The organism is Streptomyces sp. CA-135486 (genome assembly GCF_050936555.1).
GTDB lineage: Bacteria > Actinomycetota > Actinomycetes > Streptomycetales > Streptomycetaceae > Streptomyces.
In genome coordinates, this window is record NZ_JBNJMM010000001.1 from 3138280 (window position 1) to 3161144 (window position 22865).

Below are 22865 nucleotides of genomic sequence, written 5' to 3' on the forward strand. Positions count from 1 at the left end.
TCTACGGTAGGTGCCCCACCACTCGGGGCGGATCGTGCGCCGGCCGTGGGAGCGGCCGGCGGGGGGCGGGAGGTTCGGCGTGTCCTTGGGGGAGCTGGCACGGTGCGCGTTGGACGCGTCAGGCCTGATCGAACTGCTCATACGTCATCAACCGGTCGGGGCCGGCAGCGACCCGGCCGTACGAAGCGCCCATCGCCGGGCGCTCGAAGCGCTGCGGCAGGCCGCGGAGAGCGCGCGGTCCCCGTTCGGCATCGGGCTGGCCGGTGAGCTGAGCGCCGGGAAGTCGCTGCTGCTCGGACTGCTCCTCGGCCTGCCCGAGCTGCTACCGGTCGGCGACGAAGCGGTCACCGGCAATGTCACGGTCATCCACGCGAAGGCGGCGGGGCCGGAGGCCCGTGCATCCTCGGAATCGGCCGTACGCGTCGAGTACTTCACCGAGCCGCAGGCGCTCGCCTACCTGCGGCACCTGCGCGACGCCATTGCCGACCAGGCCGAGGACAGCGGCCTGGACCCGCGGACGGCGGCGCAGCTGCGGCAGGTGGAGTTCCAGGACCCCGACTGCCGGGAGCTGGTTCACTTCCGCGATGCGCACCTCAGCGGCGACCTCGCCAAACCGATGGCAGGAGTGCTCGGCGAACTCGACCTGATGGACGAGGCGTTGAACCGGGCTCGCGCGCTGGGCCGCCCGCTGCTCGGTTTCACGGCGGAGCTCAACGAAACGCTGGCCCGGTCCGCGGTCGTACTGCCCGGCCCTGCCGAATACCGCGCGCTGGATCCCCGCACCGCGGGCAACGGGATCACCGCCGAACTGCTCAGGGCGACACTGCCGCTCGTCCGCAGGGTCGTCCGGGAAGTCCACGTGGCCCCCTCTGTATGGGACCTGAACGACTTCCCCGGCGGGGAGCTGCTGTTTCTCGACTTCCCCGGACTGAACAACGCCTTCAGCGCGGTACGGGACCGGTACGTCTGCGGGGCGGAACTGCGCTCCGTACACACACTGCTGATCCTGCTCAAGACCACCGGCGGCGCCACGGACACGCCGGAGCGCATCATGCGCATCTGGCAGGCCGCGCAGCGGCCCGACGCGATGGAGAACTCCGTGCTCGCGGTGATCAGCCGCTTCCACGAACTGCGGGTGAGCGAGGCGACACTGGGGCCCTACCTGGCGTACGACGGTCAGCCGCTGACCCGGGAACGGCTCCTCGACGGGACCCCGGCGCTGCGTGACCTGCTCGCCGGCGCGGGGCGCCTGGTCGCGCGGGGACGCGACGACCGGATCCTCCTCACCTCCGCGATGCGGGCACTCAGCGTGGGCGGCTGGCGCGAGCGGGTCGGCAGGGAGTTCTGGGACGCGCGCCACCTCGAAACCCAGCTGCCACTTGCCGATCGGTCGGCCGCGTTGTGGCGGGCGGTCGGCGCGCGGCTGGAGACCGACGACGTGGGCAGCGGTCTCGGCCGGATGCTGACGGCCTTCGCGGACGACGGCGGTCTGGCGCGACTGCGCCGCTGTCTGTTCGACCATGTGACGGAACACGGAGTGGCCCTGCGGATGGGCCAGTTCGCCGACCGGCGCGTCAACGCGGCGCGGGCGCTCAAGGAGCTGCATGCCGCACTGGAGGCGTCCGGCGGCCAGGACCGTGCGGACCACCGCGCCGAGACCGAGGTACGCCGGCGGCTTACGGGACTGATCTCCGTATGGTCGGCGGTGCGGGACACGGCCGGTACGGAACTTCTCGACGCACGGCGCCTGCACCGGCAGTGGGAGGGCACCGCACCGGGCGCGACCCTTCTCGAAGAGGTGGAGCGGGACGCGGCGGAGAAGGTCTACGCCTGGCCTTCCTGGGGCCGGCTGCTCGACGCCGTGCACGAAGAGCATGTGGACCCGCGGTATCTGCTGGGCGACCGACCCGCGCCGCTGCGTACGGATGAACTCTTCGCGGACTTCCGCGACTCGTGCCGGGAGATCGAATCCCGCAACGCCGGGCGGCTGCTGGCGGCGGTCGAGGCATGGCTCCTCGCCCATCAGCAGCGGGTGGTCCAGGCGGCGCGCGAACTGGGCACGGTGATCACCCCGGAGGCCTTCGAGCAGCTGCGGTCCGGCCCCGACGGACCCGGGCTGGTTCGCCGGTTGTCGCGTGCGACATCCTTCCAGTGGCTGCGGGACGAGGCGGAGAAGGTCCTCCATGACGCGTCGGCCCCGGGCACCGGAGGGGACGAGGACGAACTGCGGGACCGCTTCCCGCTGCGGATGGGCCACCTGCTTCCCTGGCACCCCGACAGCCCCTTCGGCTCCAGCGCGGACTCGGCGGCCCGGCACCAGACCGCGATAGCGCGTCATCGGCGGGACCTGACGGCGATGGTGCTCCACCAGTCGCTGACCAGGCTGGCGGCGACCCAGCGCACGGTGTCGAAGCGCCTCAGGGACGAGACGGACTCCTTCATCGCCGAACTGCGCGCGGGACAGTTGGCCCACGCCCTGGTCACCGCCGTCGCGGGCGGCACTTCCGGGGAGCCGGGATCGGCCCGGTTCATGGAGCAACTGCGGCTGCTCGCCGACGTATCCGTCTACTCATGGCAGCGCAGCGCATGGGACTCCGGTCCGGCCGGATCGCCGTTCGGCGCCGCCGTCGACCCGGACAGCGCACAGTACGGGGACGTGTTCCACGGGGGAGGCATGTCATGACGCTCGATGTCGGATTCGTCAGCGGTAACGGCCAGGGCGTCACGCGCCTGCGGCCCGATGCCCAGGGGCGGTACCGGCTCCCCGCCCTGCGGATGTACCTCGGCGAGCCCGGTGCCGGCCCCATCTGGGTGGAGCGGTTCACCTGCCGGGCGGACGATCTGCCGCCGGCAAGCGGCGGGGCGTCGGCCGACGCTTGGGGCGCCCACATGGCAGCCGCGTGGCGGAGCGTCGATCCCAGCGGGCGGCGCCTCGATCGGACGCTCGACGTACAGGCGCCGCCGGTCGCCCACCCGGGCTTTGTGAGCACCGACGGCATCGCGTGGGTCCGGCTCGTGTGCGAGGTGGAGTACTTCCACATCGACCGGCTGACCGGCCGTGAGATCAGGGGCATCCCCTACCGGGCGAGGACGGAAACCGCGGTGTCGTTCGCGGCGCCCGAGGCGGTGCCACCGAGCGCCCCCGCCGCCCAGAGCGCCACACATGCGCCGCAGCCCCCGCCATGGCAGCCCGACCAGCGCCCCGAGCCCGCCGAGTCCGAGGACGGGGAATACCTCGGGCATGCCGCGATCGACTACGGGACGTCGAACTCGACCGTGACGCTGTACGACGCCTTGATCCACGTCAAGCAGCCCTTCTCACCGGCGCAGGTGGAGCGCCTGCGCGCGGGGCTGCTGGCCCATGTACTGGGCGAGCCGTACCCGGACATCGTCGTCGGCGAGTGGGAGTCCGTACTGGCTCTCGCCGCCGCCGGGATGGACGGCGTCGGCCCACCCGATCCCAGGGCCCTTGCCGACCGCATCCGCTCGGAAACCGGTGCCCAGGGCCTGTTCCGGCTGTGCCTGCTTCTGGAGCAGCGGCTCCCGGACTGCTCCAATCTGCTCCGTACCGAACTGGCGCTGCGTCTGCACCGTTGTTACGACGCGGCCTTCGCCGAGCCGCCGCTGGAGCAGATGCGTCTGTTCCCCGTCGAACTCGGCGACGGTACGGCAGATGTGTCCAGCCGTCTCGAGGTGCTGGCGACGAACCCGCTCACCGTGCGCCTGGGCGAACCGGAGAGGCTGCCGGGCTCGGCGACGACGCTGTCCGGCATCGCGCCGAAGGCGCCCCTCGCGGCCTTCCGCGGCCTGAAAATACGGCTGGGAAACCCGCGGACGATCGACGATCTGCCCGGTCATCCGCCCCTCACCTCGGATGCCCTGATCCAGTCCGCACTGGCCTATCTGATCGAACGGGCCAACCGCTACATCGCCGGGCAGGCACACGGCCGGCTCGGCTCCGGAAGACTCAACGACCTGGTCCTGACCTATCCGACCGTCGCCACCCCGGACGTCCGGCGCAGGCTCAAGTCGCTCGTGTCCGACGGGCTGGGCGTGGGCCGCGTGTCCATGCACTTCGACGAGGCCATCGCGGCCGTCATGTTCTTTGTGATGAGGGACTTCGGCGGCGACCTCAACATCGGGGTCGAGGCGTTCCGCGCCCGTTCCCGGCCAGCCGGACAGCGGGCGACCTGGACGCAGAACATCCTCGCCCTGGACGTCGGGGGCGGCACCTGCGACATGGCGCTGCTGACCCTGTCCCTGCGGGACACCACACCGCTCGATGTGCTCGCCCGCTCCGACGCGGACCGGCTCGGCCGGCATTACACGCTGACCCCGACCATCCGCGGGTCGAGCGGCCACACCAGGCTCGGCGGCGATCTGCTCACCCTCACGGTTTTCCACTGGCTGAAGTCCGAGCTCGCCGACCGGCTGCTCGCGCTGCACCCCGAGCGCTTCCGTTCGGAGCTGCAGGCCGCCAAGGCCAGCTACCTCGACGAGGCGGGCAACTACATACCGGGACGGCTGGCGGCCCATACCCGCGCCCAGCAGCCGGAACTGCAGGCCACGGCCCGGCGGCTGGCGGAGGCCGCGGTGCCGACCCGTTGGAAGAACGCGGCCGCCAGCGAACAGGACCAACGCCGCTGGACATTCGAGCAACTGTGGAAGCTCGCCGACCAGACGAAGATCCACTTGGGTGGCTCGGCGCTCCCCGCGGGGACCGAGCCGTCGCCGATGCGCTTCGGCGAGCAGGAGCTCTCCGGTCTGCTGGACAGCCTCGGCTCGGGGACCACCGGGGCCGGTCGGCGCCCCGGCGAATCCATCGCGTTCGAACTGGACGCGGCCGGATTCCGGGAACTCGTCGAACCGCATCTGAGGAATGTCGCCGACCTCGCGGACGGGATGCTGCGAGGGCGGCTGCTGACGGAGGAACCGCTCGACCGGGTGGTGCTGACGGGCAAGACCAGCGCCATGCCGCTGGTGCGCGATGTGCTGGCGAGCCGGCTGGGGCGGGGCCGGAAACTCGACTGGGATCCGGCGAACATCGAGGTGGAACGGGAGTACGCCAAGACGGCGACCTCGATCGGAGCCGCTTGGGCCGAGCATGTGCGCCAGTCCGCGTTCACGGCCCCGGGAGCCGTCCAGGCCCTGAACGAGGGGCGCACGGTCGTGCAGATCGATGTCGAGAACCTGTTCTTCTCGCTGCCGTGCCGCTTCGAATTGGCGCTGGCGCACGGGATCGGCGACCTCTCCCTGTTTCACGCGAACGATGTGCTGCACCATCTGACCCACACCCATGGACAGCCGCCCGTCCTTGCCGTACGCATGCGGGAGACCACGGAACTCCAGGACGCCGTGCGGATCGTCCGGGTCAGGGAAGGTGCGGAAAACATCACCTGGGGCCAGTTCAAGTGCCCCGAGCCGGGGCGCCCGCTTCCCGGGGGCCGGCCGGACGCGGTCCTCGACGGACGCGTGTGGCCGGGACGGATCAGGGTTCGCTACGAGATCACCGTCGACCTCGATGTGTTCGCCCACTTCTCCCACGGCGAACCGCACTTCACGGTCGGCTCCCAGGGCCCGTCCGTCAATGTGTGGCAGCGGATGCACAAGACGGGGCTGCTGGGCCGCGGCGAACGGCCCGACCGCCTACCGCTCTCGATATGCGTCAACTACACCATCGCCGGCTCCGCGCAGGCCGGTGAGGGGACGGAAGTCTTCAGCGCCGGCCGCGAATTCACCGAGACGTTCCACGAGTCCGACGCCGCCGACGCACCCGCCCGTCGTGCGATGGTGAGCAGCCATCTTCCCGATCCCCCGGGATCGGGGGAGTGGGAGTTCGGGGTCGTCTCCCGGAAGAAGGACTCCGTACAGACGATCACCCTCGGCCGGCTCGCGCGGCCACAGACCGCCCCCGGGGCACGTGCGCTGTTCGTCGCCTCCCTCGACTCCGACGGAGCCCTTCGCGTACACGTCGCGGAAATCCCGTACTGGCAGGCACGTGATCTGGTGCAGGTCGAACGCGAGCCCGGGCGGGTGCTCCGGCATCTGATGACGGTCCAGGACAAGGACCGGGACGAACAAGACGATCCCTTCGCGGGCCTGCAGTGACCGCGCCGCAGTCGGACGCCGAGGGGCGCGGCCCGTGGGAGGAACTGCTGGGGACCGAGGGGTCGTTGATCGCCGCGGTGGCCGCCGCGGGCCTCGACGGGCTGCGCGGCATCCTGCGTGCCGCCCTCGCCGCCGCGCCGTTGGACGAGGGAGCTGTCGCATGCGCGGCCCTGCTCACCGAGCTCGACCGGCTGCCGGATCTCACGTTCCCGGCGCGCACGGCCCGTCAGGTGCCGTCCGGGATGGCTTCCACGCTTCCGCCCATGCCGGCGCAGCCCCCGCCCGCACCGGTCACCGGCATCGCCGCCCTGGCCCGGGAACTGGCCACGTCCGCCCAGGCCGAGGACTTCGCGGCGGGAGCCGCACTCCCCGGTGACGATACGGACGCCGACGGTCCGAGGGCCGACAAGGACCGGGTCCGCCGCTGGTTCCATCTCACCCTGCTCAGACTGCCCGAGCGGTACGCGGCGCCGTGGCGGCGCCGGGCCGCGGAAGTGGACCGGCCGGGCGAGGGCCCGTGGCGGACCCTGCGCGGCTGGGCCGACGAGGAGCTGCTGCCGCCGTCCGCGGACGGGCGGCCCGGAATACGTACCGCTCGCGAGAGCTCCGTGGAACTGCGCGACCTCGCCGAGCTGGTGCTCGCGCTGGGCGAGTACGACGAAGCCCTGTGCCATCTGCTCGACCGTCTGTGGACGGGGGGATCCTCGCAGCTCGTGACGGACGAGGTGCGCCGTGCCTACCGTGGTGAATTGAGCCGGCGGCTGGAACTGATGGAACGCTCCGCCCAAGACAGCACCGAGCGCCTGCGTGCCTGTGTCTCCGCGGACGAGGCCGTCTGTTCCGTGACGCACCTGCCTCCCGGTGCCCCCGGCAGCTGGTGGCAGCGTCTGGCGGAGGAGTCTCACGGCGTGGCACTCGATCTGTGCCGTGAGATGCGGGCGACAGGCCGGAACGTGGAAGCCGTGCTGCCCGCCCGGCCCTACCGGGAGGCCCGCGGCCACACCCAGGGCGACGACGTCCGGCTCGGCGCCGGCGGACGACCGGGTGACACGCTGACCTGCCTGCGGCTGTGGCTGCGGGTCGACGATCAGGTGTTTCCCGGCCGTGTGGTGTACCGGGGCAAGGAATGACGGCCCCGACGCCCTGGCCGGCCAAGCAGCAGTACGCCTCGGCGGTACGAAGGCCGGGCACCGCCTTCAGCCACCCGCGGCTGACCGACTGCGAGATCCAGCTCAGCGCCAGTGGCATGCCGCTGACCTCCACCGGCCGTAACGCCATCGTCTTCGCGGCCCGCACCCGCGACGGAGAACGCATCGCGATCCGCTGCATGTCCCGCGAGCCCGCCTCCGGCGGCGAACGGTACCGCGCGCTGGTCGCCCACCGGCACGCCAAGCCCGTCGACCACGGCAGTCCACTGGTCGAGGCCGAGTGGGTCGAGCATGGCATCAGGCTCTCGGACCGCTGGTGGCCCGTCGTCCTCATGCCCTGGGTCGAGGGCAGACTCCTGGACGAAGCCGTGGCCTGCGTCCGGGACGACCCGGCGGCCTTGTGCCACCTCGCCGGGAACTGGCGGATCGCGCTGGCGCAGCTGGCCTCCTCGCGGATCTGCCACGGCGACCTCCAGCACGGCAATGTCCTGGTCGACGACGACCTGCGTCTCGTCCTGGTCGACCTCGACGCGGTCTGGGTGCCGTTCGCCGCGCATCTGCCGCCCGCGGAGTTCGGCCACCGCAACTATCAGCATCCGCACCGGGACATCAGCCACTGGGGACCCGACGCGGATTCCTTCTCGGCCCTGGTGATCCTGCTCTCGATGCGCGCGCTCGCGGCCGACCCCGGTCTCTGGGACATCGGACGAGCCGGCGAGAACCTTCTCTTCACCCGCGAGGACCTGCTGTCCCCAGGAGGCACGAGGATCTGGAAGGGCCTGCGGCGCTCTCCCGACCCCGCGGTTCGACGGCTCACGGAACGCCTCGCCCAGCTGTGTGCCGGGCCGGCGGCCGGTGTGCCCCCGCTGGAGGATGTCCTGCGCGCCTGTGACGCGGGCGGCCCGCCGCACCCCTGACCTCCCGGCCACACCTCCAACCTCCCGGCAGGGCCTCAGGCGCCCGCGTCCGCCGCGGCGGACGTGGTGGAGACCGCCCTGCACCGGATCAGCGACACATCATCCGCAGTCATCATCCGCTTCTCCCTCAAATCTCTTACTCTGGCGTCGAATTCGGCCTCGTCCGCGCCTTCGAGGAAGGTCCAGACCCCGCTGCAGCCGCCTGCCGACCGCAGAGCCCACTCCGCGAGCGCGTCCGTGGCCAGCAGCAAGGTGTCGTCCGGGCCGCAGACACCCGAGGTGAGGCGGAGGACCCGCTCGAGCGAGCCGAGCAGTTCGGCCCTGGTCGGCACCAGCGCGGGATGGGTGTCGAACTGCTCGGCCCGGTCCAGGGGAAAGACCTCGACCGGCCATCCGTCACGGAGATGGAACAGACACGAATCCCCGACGGCGAACGCGCGGTACTCCAGTAACGGTGTGGCGCCCGGTAGGTCCGAACTCACGTCATGGGTTTCCACGCCGAGGAATGTCGCGGCCGACCCGCGGGCCAGGGCATCGCGTACATAGACCGGCACATCGGTGGCCGACGCGGTCTGCTCGTCCCAGCGCCGCCGGATCTGTGCCAGCCAGCCGTCGAGGACGCGTGTCTCCTTCCCGCCCGACAGGTCGAGCTCGGTGACGAGAAACTCCTGGGCGAGCACGGTGGCCCACCGTCCCGAGGCGAAGGCCCGGGAGGCACCGTCGCAGACCGCTGCCCGGTGGGCATTCCAGGCGTGCGCGTCCTCGCACTCACTCGCCCGCCCCTTGGGGACGACGAGGGCCTCGCACCTCAGCACGGTTCGGGTCGGCGGGGGACCCAGCTCGTTCAATGCTCGCCGATCAGGGATGTGGTGCTGGTACCGATGCGCAGGAAGTCCATCAAGGATGCGGCACCCCCGTTGAACACGAAGCCGCGTGCACCGGGCCGGATCCGGTTTCCGTACCCCGAGGCCTGCACGAGCGTGCCGGGCAGTGTGCTGGACATCTCGAAGAGCAGCGCTGCCTGCGGTACTCCGGGGGGCGGCACGACGGGGAAGGGGATCGATTCCCCCTTCGCCTCCGACAGATGGAGGTTGAACAGCAGCGCAGCGCCGTCGGAGGTGGCCAGCCGGGTGATCCGCCGGGCTTCGCCGCGGGGATCCCCATCGGTGGCCTCGCCGTCCGTGATGTTGAGAACGATCGGCGGGAACGACGAGCGGTGCCGTTTCACCCAGCCGCGCAGGATCTTGTGGGCCATGCCGAGGGCGGCACACATCGGTGTCGTCCCGGAGTTGAGCGGTGCTATCCATTCCGGTGCCGTGGCCCGCTCCTCCACCACGGTCCCGTCCGGCCTGCGCAGTGTGTGAGAGTGCTCGACCAGTCGGCCGGTGCCCGCGTACTGGTGCACCGGAAGGAGAGTGTGACGGCGCGAGGTGCCGGGCAGCAGGGGACGGACCCCCGTCCCGGAATAGCCGATCACCCCGACGTCGAAGTAATGGCGGGGCAGCTCCTGGAAGTCCTTTGTGCACTCCAGAACGATGGCGTACAGCAGTTCGTTGATCATGGAGGCCAGTGCGGATGCCTTGGGCGCCGGGCTGCCGGATATCGGAGCCCCCATCGAGTAGGACTGGTCGAGAAGGAAGAGGAAGCAGCCCGGGTTGCGCCGACTGATCTCCTGTTCGTACACGAGAACTTCCCCCCAAGTGCCCTGTTCTGTCGTGGCTGTCCAGCTTCGCGCTGTCCGCCCCCGGGGCACAAGGGACCCGAACCGCTGAGGAAGGGGCGTCGCCGAAGGGGTTCGCGGGCAGGACTCCGTCTCACCGGCATGGTCCGTTGGCGTCCTTCTGGCGAGTCATGATCATGGTTTGCTGTACCAATGGCCCACCAGATCGAGCATCGCTTGTGCCACTGTGGCCGAGGATGCTGTGATGTAGCCGTCGATGGCGCTGCGGATTCCGCGGCGCCTTTTTCATGCCGAGGTGAAGTAAGGGGCGGAAGTCAGTGCTGAGGAGGATGTTCGTCGCTCCCGATCCCGGGCGTGCGCGACTGCGCGTCTCGACGCGCGCCGTGCTCGGCACCGGCCTCGCGGTCGCCGCGGCGGAACTTGCCGGGCTCTCCCTCATCGCATCCATCACCGGCGGTCTCGCGGCCCTCCTCGCGCTCTTCACGGTCGGCGACCCGACGGTGCGACGCCAGGCGGTCACCACGGCTCTGCTGCCCGCCGTCGGCTTCCCCGTGCTCGCGCTGGCGACCACGCTGCACGGACATCCGCTGCTGCGCGCCGCCGCCTGGCTCGCCGTCGTCTTCTGCGGTGTCTACGCCAGGCGCTGGGGCCCACGCGGACACGCGCTGGGGATCTTCGCGTTCATGATGTTCTTCATCACCCAGTTCCTGCACGCGGTACCCGCCCAGCTGCCCGAGCTGTACGGCGCGGTGGCGCTGGCCGTCGCCGCCACCTCCGTGATCCGCTTCGGGCTGTGGTGCATCGAGCGGCGTACCCCGCCGCCCCTCGCGCCCGTCCCACTGCCCGGCCGCGGACTCGCCCGCCCCACCACCCGCCAGGCCTTCCAGGCGGCCGTCGCCTGCGCCATCGCGCTCGCCGCCGGGCAGCTGATCTCCCCGGACCGCTGGTACTGGGCCGTCGGCACCGCCTGGTGGATCTTCGTCAACACCGCATCGCGCGGCGAGACCCTGGTCCGCGGCTTCCGCCGGGTCGTGGGCACGGTCACCGGCATCGCGGCGGGTCTGCTGATCGCCATCCCGATCGCGGGCGCGCCCGCGCCCACCGCCGCCCTGGTCGCGGTCTGCGTCTTCGGCATCTTCTACACCGCCGCGCCCTCGTACAGCTGGATGATCTTCTTCGTCACCGTGATGGCGGGACTGCTGTACGGACTCCTCGGCGTCCTGCACCCCGGCCTGCTGCTGCTCAGGCTCCAGGAGACGGCGGTCGGCGCGCTCGGTGCCGCACTCGGCGTCGCGCTGATTCTGCCCGTCACCACCCACGCGGCCACCGACGCCTGGATCCGGCGCGCACTGCACTGCGTGCACGGCTGCACCACCGCGGCGGCGCGCCGTCTCGCCGGGGACGAGCAGGCCGACCCGGCACCGCTCGCCGCCGAACTGGAGCTGCTGCTCGGCCGGGTACGGATGTCGGTCGCGCCGCTGGTCCACCCGCTCAGCCCGCTGCGGGCCCGCAAGGCCCGCGCCCGCCAGGTGATCGTGCTGCTCGACGACTGCGCGCGCGAGGTGCGCGGACTCGCCGCCGTGGCCGCCGACCCGGCCGCCTCGCACGACGCCCGGCTGGCCGCCGCCTGTCGGCGCGTCGAAGCCGCCGTGCACGCCCTGGTGCCGCCCGCGACCCGGCAGAGCGGGTCTCCCCTCGGCTCCGTACCGGCGCCGCAGCATCACCCTGGCGCCGAGGCGGCACTCGGTCACCTCCAGGCGCTGGAGCAGGCGCTCGCGGAGCTCGACGCGCCCCTGCGTACCTCTCCGCGAGCCCCCCTCGTTCCTGCCTGACCTGGGGAATAGACACAGTGCCTGTGAATGAGGCAATTTCCTCCGGCACACACAGGGTGGATCAGTATGTTCAAGGGGTAACCACAGCGGCATCCACGTACGTCCCTCCAGGAGCCCGGGGGTGCGCACCATGCAGAACTCTCTGTTCGGATCCGAACTGCGCCAGGAGGCCGAGGACTTCATCCGGCTCTTCCACCGGGAGGAGGCACCGGGAGATCCGACGGCCAGGATCGCCGCCGTACGCGCGGAGATCGACGAGACCGGGACCTACCGCCACACCCGAGCCGAACTCGACTACGGGGCGCGCGTCGCCTGGCGCAACAGCAACCGCTGCATAGGCCGGCTCTACTGGCGCTCCCTGCGCATACGCGACCGCAGGCACATCGACGACGCCGACTCCGTGGCACGCGAATCCGCCCAGCATCTGCGGGAGGCCACCAACGGCGGTCGCATCCGCCCGCTGATCACCGTGTTCGCTCCGGACGCGCCCTACCGGCCGGGGCCGCGGATCTGGAACGAGCAGCTCGTACGGTACGCGTGCTACGGCTCCGCGCGGGACGCGGCGGTCGGCGACCCGCGCAACGCCGGACTCACCGACTTCGCCCTCGGCCTCGGCTGGTCGGGCGGCCCCGGTACACCCTTCGACCTGCTGCCCCTCGTCATCGAGGACGGCGACCGCAAGCCGCGCTACTACGAGCTGCCGCGCGACGCCGTGCTCGAAGTGGAGCTGCACCACCCGGAGGAGAGCTGGTACGCGGATCTGGGCCTGCGCTGGCACGCCGTACCCGCCATCGCCAACATGTGCCTGGAGATCGGCGGGGTCTGCTACCCGGCCGCACCCTTCAACGGCTGGTACATGGGCACCGAGATCGGCGCGCGCAACCTCGCCGACACCGACCGCTACGACCTGCTGCCGGTCATCGCCGAGCGCCTCGGCCTCGACACCAGCGACGACCGCTCGCTCTGGAAGGACCGCGCACTCGTCGAGATGAACCGCGCCGTGCTGCACTCCTTCGACCGCGCGGGCGTCACGGTCGCCGACCACCACACCGAATCGCGCCGCTTCCTCACCCATCTGGACCGCGAGGCGAGCCGGGGCCGCACCGTGGGCGCCGACTGGTCGTGGATCGTGCCGCCGATCTCGGGCTCCGCGACACCTGTTTTCCACCGGACGTACGACACCACCCAGTGGCGGCCCGCCTATGTCCACCACCCCGAGGCGCAGGCACGCGCCCGTGGCGAAGGGGGAGAACGGACCGAGTTGGTCTAGACCGCCTGCTACCGTCGGCCGGACAGCACGCGATCAGTGGGCGCAGACGTGGGCGGAAAGGGGAAGCGCTGTGGGTGACAAGGGTGCCGGGCGGGCGTTCATCGGGTCGTTCACCTCGGCAGGGGGCCGCGGGATCATCGCCGTGGCCGTGGACGAACGGACCGGCGCGTTGACGGAGACGGGCTTCAGTGACGCCGTCGCGGATCCCTCGTACCTGGCCCTCGCGATCGGGTCCGGCGGTCCCGTCCTCTATGCCGTCTCCGAAACGGCTCAAGGGGCGGTGGCGGCCTTCGACGTCAGCGGTCCAACGCCCAGGCCGATCGGCGCCACGGTCCCGGTGTGCGGCGACGCGCCCACCCATCTCACGCTCGCCGGGGACCACTTGGTGACCGCCAACTACGGCTCGGGCAGTGTCAGCGTGCTGCCCGTCGGGCCCGCCGGGCAGCCGCGCGCCACCAGCGGCGTACTACAGCACGAGGGCGCGGGCCCGCACCCGGACCGGCAGCGCGGCCCGCACGCGCACCAGGTGCTGCCCGATCCGAGCGGGCGCTGGGTGCTCGGTGTCGACCTCGGCACCGACTCCGTACGGATCTGCGCACTTGATCCGCGCGCGGGCGAGCTGACCCAGCACGGCGAGACCGCGCTGCGCCCCGGGACCGGACCGCGCCACCTCGCCTTCCACCCCGCGGGCAGCCACGCCTATGTGCTGAACGAGCTGGAGGCGACCCTCACCGTCTGCCGCTGGGACGCGGACGCCGGGGAACTCGAACCGCTCGTTGAGACGCCGGTGGTGGCGGACGGCGTGACGGGGCCCGTCCACCCGTCCGAGGTCATCGTCTCGGCCGACGGCCGGTACCTCTGGGCGGCCAACCGCGGCCACGACAGCATCGCCGTGCTCACGCTCGACACGACACGCGAGAAGGCGGAGCTGGTCACCACGGTGCCGTGCGGCGGGCGCTGGCCGCGCGACCTGGCCCTGGACCCGACGGGGCGGAGGCTGTACGTGGCCAATGAGCACTCCGGGGATGTCACCTGGTTCGACATCGACCCGCACAGTGGCATTCCGCAACGGGCGGGCTCCCTGTCCGCCCCCGCGGCCTCCTGCGTGATCTTCGCCTGACCGCGGGACCGTGCAGCGCGAGGGCCCGCACCGCTCGTGGTGCGGGCCCTTCCGCATACGCGGCGCAGCACCTCAGGGGCTGCGGCGCGACGGCCTCAGAGAGAGGACGAACCCTGCGACTGCGGGCTGATGCCCAGCGTCGTCGTGTACTGCGAAAGCACCAGCTTGCCGATCGCCGGGTACGCGCCGAGCGCCTCGGCGGCCGCACAGCCGGCCTCCTTCGCGGCGGCGTCGAGCAGACCCTCGGGCAGCTCGGGACCGACCAGATACGGGGCCAGGGCGAGCTGCACCGACCCGGAGCCGCGCAGCTGGTCGGCGATCGCGCCGACCGCGCCCTCCTGGTCGAGCGCGGCGGCCATCACCGGCACCGCGAGGCGCGCGGCCAGCAGCATGCCGGTGATCCCGGCGGCCTGGACGGCTTCGTCGCCGCCGACCGTGGCCAGGATGATGCCGTCGGCGGCGGTGGCCACGGTGAACAGCCGGGCGCGGTCGGCGCGCGCCAGACCGGCCTCGGAGAGGCGTACGTGCAGGGCCTCGGCGAGCAGCGGATGCGGGCCGAGGACGTCCGTCAGCTCGGCCGCTGCGCGGCTGTCCATGACGGCGTGGCGGATGCGCCGCATCAGCGCGTTGTCCGGTCCGGCGAGGAGCGGCACGACCACGGCGGCGGGCCCCTCGGGCGCGGCCACGTCACGGCCGGCTGCCCTGGCGATCTCGTACCGCTCGGTGCGCCGGGCGGCGGTGTGCGCGAGGACGCCTTCGAGCGTGGGGTACTCGGCGTCGTCTCCGTCGAGGTAGCCGATACCCACCTCGAGGCCGGGCAGCTCGGAACGAGCGATGCTTATGACCTCTTCGGCCAGGCTGCGCGTGGCGGGCGCGGGAGCGCCAGGAACGGCGAGCACGAGCGCGGGCGCGCCCTCAGGAGCCGCCACGGGTTCCGGGCGGCGGTGCCGCCCGGACTGGCGGGGTCGCGGCATTCGTACAGGCAGGCCGGGTGCGGGCCCAGTGGGGGAGCTCATGGCGCCGCATGCTACTGGTTTTCGGGTCACCGCTGTTCGGGGAGGGGGCACTCAAGCGTCATCTGTCCATATTTATCCGATGAATGGTGTACGCCTCAACCGCCCAGCTCTGTCGGCACATGCAGCAGCGTCGGATGCAGCGGCAGCCGCAGCGAATCGGTGGCGAGGGCGGCCGCGATGGACAGTGCGCCGGTGAGCGGATCGCCGGCCGCGGACACCGGCCGTGCGTACGGCAGTTGCCGGGCCAGCTCCGCCCTCAGCGGTACGAGCAGCGGATCCCCCAGCTTCAACAGCCCACCGGTGAGCGCGACGTGGCATTCCTCCGGTGCGCCCGTGGCGGCCGGTGCACCCATGGCGGGCGGGCAGACCGCCGCGGCCGCCTCCGCGATATGCCGGGCGGCCACGGCGAGGATGCCTGTGGACACCTCGTCGCCGTCCGCCGCGCACCGGCCGACCTCCGGCGCGAAGGAGGCGAGCACCGCGGGCCGGTCGGAACGCGGGTAGAGCATGCCCGGCACCTCCTCGGCCGGACCCAGCACCGATGTCATCCGGGCCAGCAGCGCGGGCGAGCCTCCCCGTCGCCCGTCGTGGGCGCGCAGCGCAGCCTCGAGACCGGCCCGGCCGATCCACGCGCCGCCGCCGCTGTCGCCCAGCAGATGGCCCCAGCCGTCGGCCCGATGCCACTGAGACAGATCCGTGCCCATCGCGATCATTCCGGTGCCCGCCGCGACCACGGCCCCCGGACGCTGGCCGAGCGCCCCGGCATACGCGGTGATCGCGTCGGCGGCGAGCGCCAGACGTCGTACTCCCAGCGACTCGGCCAGTGCCCCGGGCAGCTCGGCGCGCAGCCTGCCGCCCAGCGTCGCCATTCCGGCGGCGCCGATCGCGACCGCGGACACTGTGCCGCCGCCGGCCTTCTCCAGCAGACCGCGCGCCATCGGCAGCAGCTGGTCCAGCAGATGCTGTGCGTCGATGCCGCCGCTGCCGGTGCGTACCGGTTCGCGCGACTCGGCGGTCCCGGCCTGCTCCCCGGAGGACGCATGGGCGAGCGCCGTACGCAGCCCGGAGCCGCCGGAGTCCACCCCGAGCACCCAGCTCCCGCGGCCGTGGGTCACGGAAGCTGCCAGTCGACCGGCTGCGCCCCCTGGCGTTCGAGGAGTTCATTGGTCCGGCTGAACGGGCGGGAGCCGAAGAAGCCGCGGTCCGCCGACATGGGCGACGGATGCGAGGACTCGATCGCCGGGAGATCGCCGAGCAGCGGGCGCAGATTGCGGGCATCACGTCCCCACAGCACGGACACCAGGGGTTTGCCGCGGGCGGCAAGGGCCCGGATGGCCTGCTCGGTCACCTCCTCCCAGCCCTTGCCGCGGTGCGCGGCGGGCTTGCGGGGAGCGGTGGTGAGCGCCCTGTTGAGCAGCAGCACGCCCTGCTTCGTCCAGGGCGTGAGGTCCCCGTTGGAAGGGCGGGGGTGCCCCAGGTCCGCGTGCATCTCCCGGAAGATGTTGTCCAGGCTGCCCGGCACCGGCCGCACCTCGGGGGCCACCGAGAAGCTCAGCCCCACCGCATGCCCGGGCGTGGGGTACGGATCCTGACCGACGATCAGGACGCGCACCTGATCGAAGGGCTGCTGGAAGGCCCGCAGCACATTCGGCCCGGAGGGCAGATAGGTGCGTCCCGCGGCGATTTCCGTGCGCAGGAAGTCGCCCATCGCGGCGATGCGTTCGGCCACTGGCGCGAGGGCGTCGGCCCACCCCGGCTCGACGATTTCTTTCAACGGTCGTGCTGCCACGGGCGGGTTTCTCCAGGTGTCACTTGTTCGCCAATGAGTAGGCGGGGATCGATCCGCCCCTCCACCTGAAGTGGAGGCAGGGCAACAGCCCCCGGCAATGTAGTGCCCGGAACGTCCGCCAGCAGATCCAGGGCCTGATCCCATAGGCCCGACTTGGACCAGCGGTTGAAGGCACTGGCTACCGTGCCGAATGGTCCGTACTGCTCGGGAAGGTCCCGCCAGGTGCAGCCGGTACGGGCCTTGTGCAGCATGGCGTCCAGCGCCGTACGCGGGTCCAGGGTCGGCCGCCCGGGGCGCTTGGCCGTCAGGATGGGCGCGACAAGCGCCCATGTGGCGTCGGTGAGTTCGGGCACGACGCGACCGCGTGAGCGGAACCAGCCGCTCACGCGGTCATCGTCACGCACCTTCACGGGCACCTCGCCCAGAAGGGTGACCTTCACATCCACCAGGGCCAGAACTTCGGCCTGTTCGCCCGGCTGCATGTCGTGCAGCCGCTCCCGGGCCATCTCAGCCAGCGCCTGAAGGTCCCGGGCTCTCTGGCCGGCGGCCAGAGACTCGCTGTGCCACGCCTTGGCCTCCTCCAGGAGGCTGTTCAGCCGGGCCCGTTCCTCCTTGAGCTGGGCCACGGCCGCGCCGATGGCGGCTGCGGCGTCCTGCTCCTTGGCGGCAGCGACGACCGCCGCGGTGATCGCGGCGTCCTGGCCGCTGATCTGCTTCTCCAGCTCGGCAATGCGGTCCTCATGGTTCACGCCGCTGCGCTGGGCCATATCGGCCCAGTCTCCGGCCATGGTCTGAAGCCGGTCCGGGTCCTGGAGGAGCTTGCATACCTCGCCCCAGACCCTGGCTTCCAGGGCCTCAGCATCGACTTGAGAGCAGCCGCAACGCGGCTGGCCGGCGTAGAGCTCGACTTTGCCTGAGCATCGGTATGAACGCCCGTACCGGTCGGTTCGGTTCACGCCCGTGTAATGCTTGCCGCATGCGCCGAAGAGGCGCTTGCTCAGGGGGTGGGCGGCCCCGCCCTTCCTGAAGGACTTGCGCGCGGTGCGCTCCATGGCGTTATTGAGCTCGATCACCTCCTCCTCGGTGAAGATGCGATCCAGTTCCACCGTGACGGTCTCGCCCCAGACGGGGCGGCCCGCGGCGTCAAGCTGGGTGCCACGCGTCCCGGTGGCGCTCCTGGGGCTGCGGTAGACGCGTACCCCCTCCTGGACGGGCGTGCCTTTGAGGATCTTGCGCAGGCTGTTGGCGGACCACTTGCCCCCATGCGGGGAGGGCTTCCCCTGGGCAATGAGTTCCTGTGCCGCCTCACGCATGTTCATGCGCTCGCCCACCATGAGGCGGTACGCCTCGCGTAGCACCTCGGCGGCGTCATCGTCGATGACGAGACGGCTCAGCTTCAGCTTGCCCTTGTCCTCGATGCGCCAGCCGTAGGGCGGGTTGCCACCGAAGTGGCCGCCCTCTTCGGCCTTTTCCTGGATGCCGCCCTGCGTGCGTTCGCGGATGATCTCGCGCTCTTCCTCCGCGTAGTCCGCGTCCTTGCGCATCTTCTTGCGGCCGTCCTGCGTGGAGTTGTCATAGTCGCCCTTGACGACGGCGACGTACACCCCGAGCTCTTCGAGTTCCCACACCCACCGCCAGAAGGCGCGGCCAGTGCGCCCGATGGCGCGGCCCTCGGAGACCACGACCATGTCCTGCCGGGCCTGCTGCATGAGGAGCTTCAGCTGGGGCCGCTCGTGCGCCTCCAGGGACCCGCTGAGCCCTTCATCGGCGAAGGTGCCTACGTGTTCCCAGTCCTTGCGGGCAATGTGCTTGGTGGTCTTCTTGGCAGCGGCTTGCACGCCGTAGCCCTTGGCCTGCTCCTCGGTGGACACCCTGAGGTAGTCCACTGCTCTCAGCGTGAGAGTCTTGGTCACGTCGGTCCCTTCACGACTGACAGATCCCGGCTGGTGTTGCTGCACCGCCGGGATCACCTGTGTGTGGGCATCCTAGGCGGCGGGTCTGTCAGGCCGTGGCGAAAAGAGGATCTGTAGCAGGCGGTTGTACCCGCCTTCGTCGTGCTCTTCGTTGATGGTCCACTCCATGCGGACCTCTGGTTTGGGGTCGTCGGCGAAGTGGCGCTTCAGCTACTCGCCTGCTTCGCCCCCTCTGGCTGCACCGTCCTGCACGGCTCCTCCTTCCCGCCCCTCAAGGGCGGGGTGTGTCGTTCTCCTCGGCCCAGAGGCCCGGCTTCCACCGGGCTATGGCCTCTGCGATGTGCCGCGGTGGCGGCACCAGCAGATTCATGGGCTCGCTGTCCCGCTTGCTGGGGCCCCGGTGGAAATCCCAGGCTTCCCGGCTGGACCGGAAGGCCAGGACCAAATCGGCCCCGGCCTCGATCATGCGTTCATTGCGCTCCGGCCCCGCTCTCTTGCCGCGGTCCCACGCGGCGGGGAACTGCTCCTCCTCCACATAGACGAGCCGGCTGGCAACGGCCACCCACTCATGGGCGAAGGCGTCCGCTCCGGTGGAGCACGCGCCGTGCACCACCCTGAAGGGGCCGCGCTCCTTGTAGACCTGATTCAGGGCGTCCCAGACGGCAGCCTTGTCCGTCCACTTGCGGGAGCCCGTGACGATGACTCTCAATCCCAGCCTCCTTCGCCGGGGTTCCAGCCCGCGTACACGCGGGGCTGGTTGACGTAGTCCCCGACGTACGAGGTCGCAGCATCGAGCGTCATGGGGAAGTGGTTGTCTGCGGCGGGGTCCGCCTTGGCGTGACGGTTCTTGACGCACGCCGTGTGCAGATCGTCGGTGAGGGTCAGGCCGCACGTGACGATCACTTCGGGGATGGCGGCCACCTTGCCGTGGATGTCCGAACGCCGCGGGCAGGGTCGCTTGGTGCGCTCACTGTCAGCGCAGTGGTGGACCAGCAGCACGTGAGCCTCTGTCTCACGGGCCAAGACCTTGGACTGCCGCAGCAGGTCCCTGAGATTGGCCCACTCATCACCCCCGGTGTCGTGGCCGACGTCAGAGGCGATGTCCACCACGATCTGCTCCGGGTACCGGCCCTCGGTCTCGTGATACGCGTACGCACTCAGCCAGATGTCATCCATCGTGGGGTCAGGCATGAACTCCCAGCGCAGGAAGTCGTACGCGCTCAGCAGCCGCTTGCACTTATCCGGCTCGGTACGGAGCCATTCCTCAGTGACCTCGGTCGGAGTACGGGTGCTGATCGCCAGCAGGCCCGAGGCGATGGTGTCCTGGCTGGAGTCGGTACTGAAGGCCAAGGTGGACACCCGCATGTTCACCACGGCGTTGAGCATGACGCGGGTCTTGTGGGGGCCAGGGAGCCCGGCCAGTATCGAGACCGATGCCCGCCGGAACTTGATCCCCTGACTGGCCCACGACGCAAAGGCGGGGGCAGCGGCTCTTTGCCGATGGCCCCCCGCGTCACGGAGCGGGACAGAGTCTGCATCTACAGGCGCTGTCCGAAGTACCAGGACAGTCCTGCGAAGATCACAAAGTACGCGATCCAGAACAGCGGCAGCTTGTCGGTGTGCGCGCTGGCCAGCCTGGACCGGTAGCGGCCCGATGGCGGGCCGTACAGCTGCTGTTGCACCAGCTTGCGCTCCGCCAGGCGCTCGTACAGCGCCGGGTTGATTTCGTCCATCCCTCCCCTCCTCTCCTCTCGCCACTGAGTGTGGCGCGAGAAGAGGGAGAAGGTCCACGGAACGGACGTCATCACGCGGGTACGGGGTTCCACTGGGCCACGGACTGGACAACTTCACCGTGAATCCAGTAGTCGCCGCCTCCGGCCCAGGCGACCTTGCCCTTGAAGTACTGCTGGTTCGCGGCGCGGTAGTCCTTGAAGGACGTGTCGCCGCGGGCGATGGAGATACGGAAGACCTGCGGCCACGGAGGCCGCGGCTTCGGCTCGGCACGGTTGCCGCTGCCGCCGTTGAATCCGCCTTGTGCAGGCGGAGGCGGGGGCGGAGCCCCGACGTTCTGCCACTGGGCAGGTGCCGTGCCCGGCACGCCCGGCTGCGTCTGCGCCGGCTGCGGGTACTGGGCCTGCGGTGCCTGCGGCAGAGGAACCGGCTGTACGGCCGCGGGAGGCGCCGAAACAGGCGTCGTGGGCCCCAGGCCCGCACCCACCGATGCCTGCGCCTTCATGACCCGCCAGGCGTTGCCCATGGCGGCGTACACGCCGCCCTCCTCCAGCTCCTGGAAGGCGTCCTGGAGCTCCTGAATGGTGCTCGCCCGCACCACCAGGAACGGCGGCTTCTGCGGGTCGTAAGAGAGTGTGTAGCGGTGGTTGTGCGGATTGGCTGGGGACTCGGGGTACGAGACCGCCGCGTCACGCTCGGGGGCCTCCCAGCCGCTCTCATCCACGCCTTCTGGCGCTACTTCGGTCATGCAGATCTCCTTGGGAATCCAGGCGGTATCCGCCCGGGAGTCGTTCAGCAGCTCCGCTGCTGGCCTGCCAAGTGCCCATCTCCGGGCGTAGGGAGGGGCGTCGATTACGACGCCCCCGGAAACAACAAGCCCCACGGTTGCCCGTAGGGTGGAGTGCCAGATCAGGCCCTCAGTCGTCGTCATCGCTGCTCTCGTTGCGGATGCAGTTGGGCTCATGGCCGCACTGCTCGCAACAGGCGCCGCAGTCGCAGTTGGGGAGCATCAGTCGTCGTCTTCGAGGCACCGCTCACAGACGACTTCGCCGTCTTTCCACCCGGCTTCGTCGCCCTCGAAGATCGTGTTGAAGCACCCGTTGCACTCGCTGTCAAAGCGGGCTGTGAAGGTGCGTGCCATCAGTGACGCACCGCCGTGGGGCGGCCCTTGCACTGGCCCAGGTGGGAAAGCAGAGGGCCACCGCCGTTGGCGATGGCCCGTCCGCAACCCCAGGGGCAGCGCCCCGTGGTTCTCTCTGCGCCGCGTTTCTTCAGATCTGCGGCCATGGACTTGCCTTTGGTGCTGTTCTTGCCGGGCATCGGTGAGCGCCCTTCTGGCTGGTGTCAGCCACCACCGGGAGGCCGTCCGGGCCGACCGGGATGTAGATCACGGTGTTGTTCTTGCCGGACTTGGCGATGTCCTTCAGCGCCTCCGTCATCTCGAACTGGACGTAGAGGGGCGTCAGGGTCTTGGCGATCTCGTCCTGTGCGTGGCGGATGCCGCGCGCGTTCTCCAGGCGGATCTGGGCCTGCTGCTGGGGGCAACCTTGACCCGCTGGGTCTGGTTCTTGATCTGGAGGTCGGTGAGCTGAACCTCGTTGTTCGCCTTCACCCGGGCGTCCTCAATCGAGATCTTGGTCTTCTTGACCGTGTTCTCGGCATCGAGCACCGCCTGATGGCGGCCGAACGCCTTGAAGCCCCAGATGCAGCCCATGATCAGGGCAATGATCAGGGCCAGGCCCACAACGACGGTGATCGTCCCGTAGCGGACCAGCTTGAAGTTCTCTACCTCTTCGAGAGTTGCCACGTCTCTCCTCAGTAAGGGGGTTGGAATTCGGGGTGGTCGGGGTCGTACAGATGGGCCAGCGGCCCGTTCTTGGCAGCGCACGCGGCGCTGACATCGCAGATGAAGCACTCGCGGTCGTAGCCGTTGGCGGGGAACGCCCCGCTCTGGATCTGCTTCCAGGCGTCGCCGTAGACCTGGCCGACGCTCTTGGGCGTCACCTGCGCCAGATCGAAGGGCTTGCCGACGGTGGCCCGGCGGTTCATGAAGGGCACGCCGTGCTCTGGCGTGAGGCCGTACCGCACCTGCGTCAGGGCCGCGTACGTCTCGAACTGGGCCGGGGTCTTGGGCGGCCTCTTGCCGGTCTTCAGATCCACGATTGTTTTCGCCGGTGAGTTTTGGCCCCACTCCGCCGAGTTGTTTTGGCCCCACTCTTGGCCCATGTGGGTGAAGGGCTCGGGAGGGCTCCGGGAGGAACGGATTGTTCTGGCCCCACCCTCGATCGGGTGACGTTTCCCGGCTGTCCTGGGGCGGAGCGAAGTCGGCTGCTGTTGGGG

Annotated in this window: 21 protein-coding genes; 7 read left to right on the forward strand and 14 right to left on the reverse strand. The window is 70.4% G+C overall.

The genetic code is table 11. The features are described 5' to 3' along the window. Positions 1-79: 79 nt before the first annotated feature. Genes ACQEVG_RS14235 through ACQEVG_RS14250 form a run of 4 tightly spaced genes read left to right on the forward strand, consistent with a single transcriptional unit; the run spans position 80 to position 8173 of the window. The gene (locus ACQEVG_RS14235) at positions 80-2683 is read left to right on the forward strand and encodes a hypothetical protein (protein ID WP_432982365.1); all 2604 of its coding nucleotides are present in this window, start codon (positions 80-82) and stop codon (positions 2681-2683) included. Beyond that, positions 2680-6108, forward strand: a complete 3429-nt coding sequence (locus tag ACQEVG_RS14240; protein ID WP_432982368.1) for a hypothetical protein — start codon at positions 2680-2682, stop codon at positions 6106-6108. The genes ACQEVG_RS14235 and ACQEVG_RS14240 overlap by 4 nt, the downstream gene beginning before the upstream one ends. Beyond that, positions 6105-7238, forward strand: coding sequence for a hypothetical protein (locus tag ACQEVG_RS14245; RefSeq protein WP_432982371.1), 1134 nt, complete (start codon positions 6105-6107; stop codon positions 7236-7238). The genes ACQEVG_RS14240 and ACQEVG_RS14245 overlap by 4 nt, the downstream gene beginning before the upstream one ends. After that, positions 7235-8173, forward strand: a complete 939-nt coding sequence (locus ACQEVG_RS14250) for a hypothetical protein (protein ID WP_432982374.1) — start codon at positions 7235-7237, stop codon at positions 8171-8173. The genes ACQEVG_RS14245 and ACQEVG_RS14250 overlap by 4 nt, the downstream gene beginning before the upstream one ends. 35 nt (positions 8174-8208) lie before the next feature. On the opposite strand, the gene ACQEVG_RS14255 is transcribed toward ACQEVG_RS14250, so the two are convergent. Beyond that, positions 8209-9021: a hypothetical protein gene (locus ACQEVG_RS14255; RefSeq protein WP_432982377.1), complete on the reverse strand. Its 813-nt coding sequence runs from the start codon at positions 9019-9021 to the stop codon at positions 8209-8211. After that, positions 9018-9857: a VWA domain-containing protein gene (locus ACQEVG_RS14260; RefSeq protein ID WP_432982380.1), complete on the reverse strand. Its 840-nt coding sequence runs from the start codon at positions 9855-9857 to the stop codon at positions 9018-9020. Before ACQEVG_RS14260 ends, ACQEVG_RS14255 begins: the two co-directional genes overlap by 4 nt. A 326-nt stretch (positions 9858-10183) precedes the next feature. Here ACQEVG_RS14260 and ACQEVG_RS14265 point away from each other — a divergent pair, with 326 nt between their 5' ends. The 3 genes from ACQEVG_RS14265 (at position 10184) to ACQEVG_RS14275 (ending at position 14076) form a co-directional block, all read left to right on the forward strand. After that, positions 10184-11686: an FUSC family protein gene (locus ACQEVG_RS14265; protein WP_432982383.1), complete on the forward strand. Its 1503-nt coding sequence runs from the start codon at positions 10184-10186 to the stop codon at positions 11684-11686. Between the two features lie 130 nt (positions 11687-11816). Continuing rightward, a complete protein-coding gene (locus tag ACQEVG_RS14270; protein WP_432982386.1) occupies positions 11817-12956 on the forward strand; it encodes a nitric oxide synthase oxygenase in 1140 nt (379 codons plus the stop codon). 70 nt (positions 12957-13026) lie between these two features. Then, positions 13027-14076 (forward strand): lactonase family protein, encoded by a 1050-nt coding sequence (locus ACQEVG_RS14275; protein ID WP_432982389.1) that lies wholly within the window; start codon positions 13027-13029, stop codon positions 14074-14076. A 95-nt stretch (positions 14077-14171) separates the two neighbouring features. On the opposite strand, the gene ACQEVG_RS14280 is transcribed toward ACQEVG_RS14275, so the two are convergent. From ACQEVG_RS14280 to ACQEVG_RS14335, 12 genes are all read right to left on the reverse strand, one after another. Next, on the reverse strand, positions 14172-15092 hold the full coding sequence (locus ACQEVG_RS14280; protein ID WP_432982392.1) for a sirohydrochlorin chelatase: 921 nt from the start codon (positions 15090-15092) through the stop codon (positions 14172-14174). Between the two features lie 95 nt (positions 15093-15187). Further along, on the reverse strand, positions 15188-16207 hold the full coding sequence (locus ACQEVG_RS14285) for an N-acetylglucosamine kinase (protein ID WP_432982395.1): 1020 nt from the start codon (positions 16205-16207) through the stop codon (positions 15188-15190). Beyond that, positions 16204-16881: a uracil-DNA glycosylase gene (locus tag ACQEVG_RS14290; protein ID WP_432982398.1), complete on the reverse strand. Its 678-nt coding sequence runs from the start codon at positions 16879-16881 to the stop codon at positions 16204-16206. The genes ACQEVG_RS14285 and ACQEVG_RS14290 overlap by 4 nt, the downstream gene beginning before the upstream one ends. After that, positions 16863-18794, reverse strand: a complete 1932-nt coding sequence (locus ACQEVG_RS14295; protein WP_432982401.1) for a recombinase family protein — start codon at positions 18792-18794, stop codon at positions 16863-16865. The genes ACQEVG_RS14290 and ACQEVG_RS14295 overlap by 19 nt, the downstream gene beginning before the upstream one ends. 271 nt (positions 18795-19065) lie before the next feature. Further along, positions 19066-19503, reverse strand: coding sequence for an SLOG family protein (locus tag ACQEVG_RS14300; RefSeq protein WP_432982404.1), 438 nt, complete (start codon positions 19501-19503; stop codon positions 19066-19068). Then, positions 19500-20180 carry a hypothetical protein gene (locus ACQEVG_RS14305; protein ID WP_432982407.1) on the reverse strand — a complete coding sequence of 227 codons (681 nt, stop codon included), beginning with the start codon at positions 20178-20180 and terminating at the stop codon, positions 19500-19502. Before ACQEVG_RS14305 ends, ACQEVG_RS14300 begins: the two co-directional genes overlap by 4 nt. 152 nt (positions 20181-20332) lie before the next feature. After that, complete coding sequence (locus ACQEVG_RS14310) at positions 20333-20527, reverse strand: hypothetical protein (RefSeq protein WP_432982410.1); 195 nt, start codon at positions 20525-20527, stop codon at positions 20333-20335. A 71-nt stretch (positions 20528-20598) separates the two neighbouring features. Next, on the reverse strand, positions 20599-21273 hold the full coding sequence (locus ACQEVG_RS14315) for a hypothetical protein (RefSeq protein WP_432982413.1): 675 nt from the start codon (positions 21271-21273) through the stop codon (positions 20599-20601). Between the two features lie 261 nt (positions 21274-21534). Further along, entirely contained in the window at positions 21535-21666 is a 132-nt protein-coding gene (locus ACQEVG_RS14320) for a hypothetical protein (RefSeq protein ID WP_432982416.1), read from the reverse strand. A gap of 130 nt (positions 21667-21796) precedes the next feature. Further along, positions 21797-21964, reverse strand: a complete 168-nt coding sequence (locus tag ACQEVG_RS14325) for a hypothetical protein (protein WP_432982419.1) — start codon at positions 21962-21964, stop codon at positions 21797-21799. A 23-nt stretch (positions 21965-21987) separates the two neighbouring features. Then, positions 21988-22332, reverse strand: coding sequence for a hypothetical protein (locus ACQEVG_RS14330; RefSeq protein WP_432982422.1), 345 nt, complete (start codon positions 22330-22332; stop codon positions 21988-21990). An 8-nt stretch (positions 22333-22340) separates the two neighbouring features. Continuing rightward, positions 22341-22685 (reverse strand): hypothetical protein, encoded by a 345-nt coding sequence (locus tag ACQEVG_RS14335; protein ID WP_432982425.1) that lies wholly within the window; start codon positions 22683-22685, stop codon positions 22341-22343. Positions 22686-22865 lie beyond the last annotated feature (180 nt).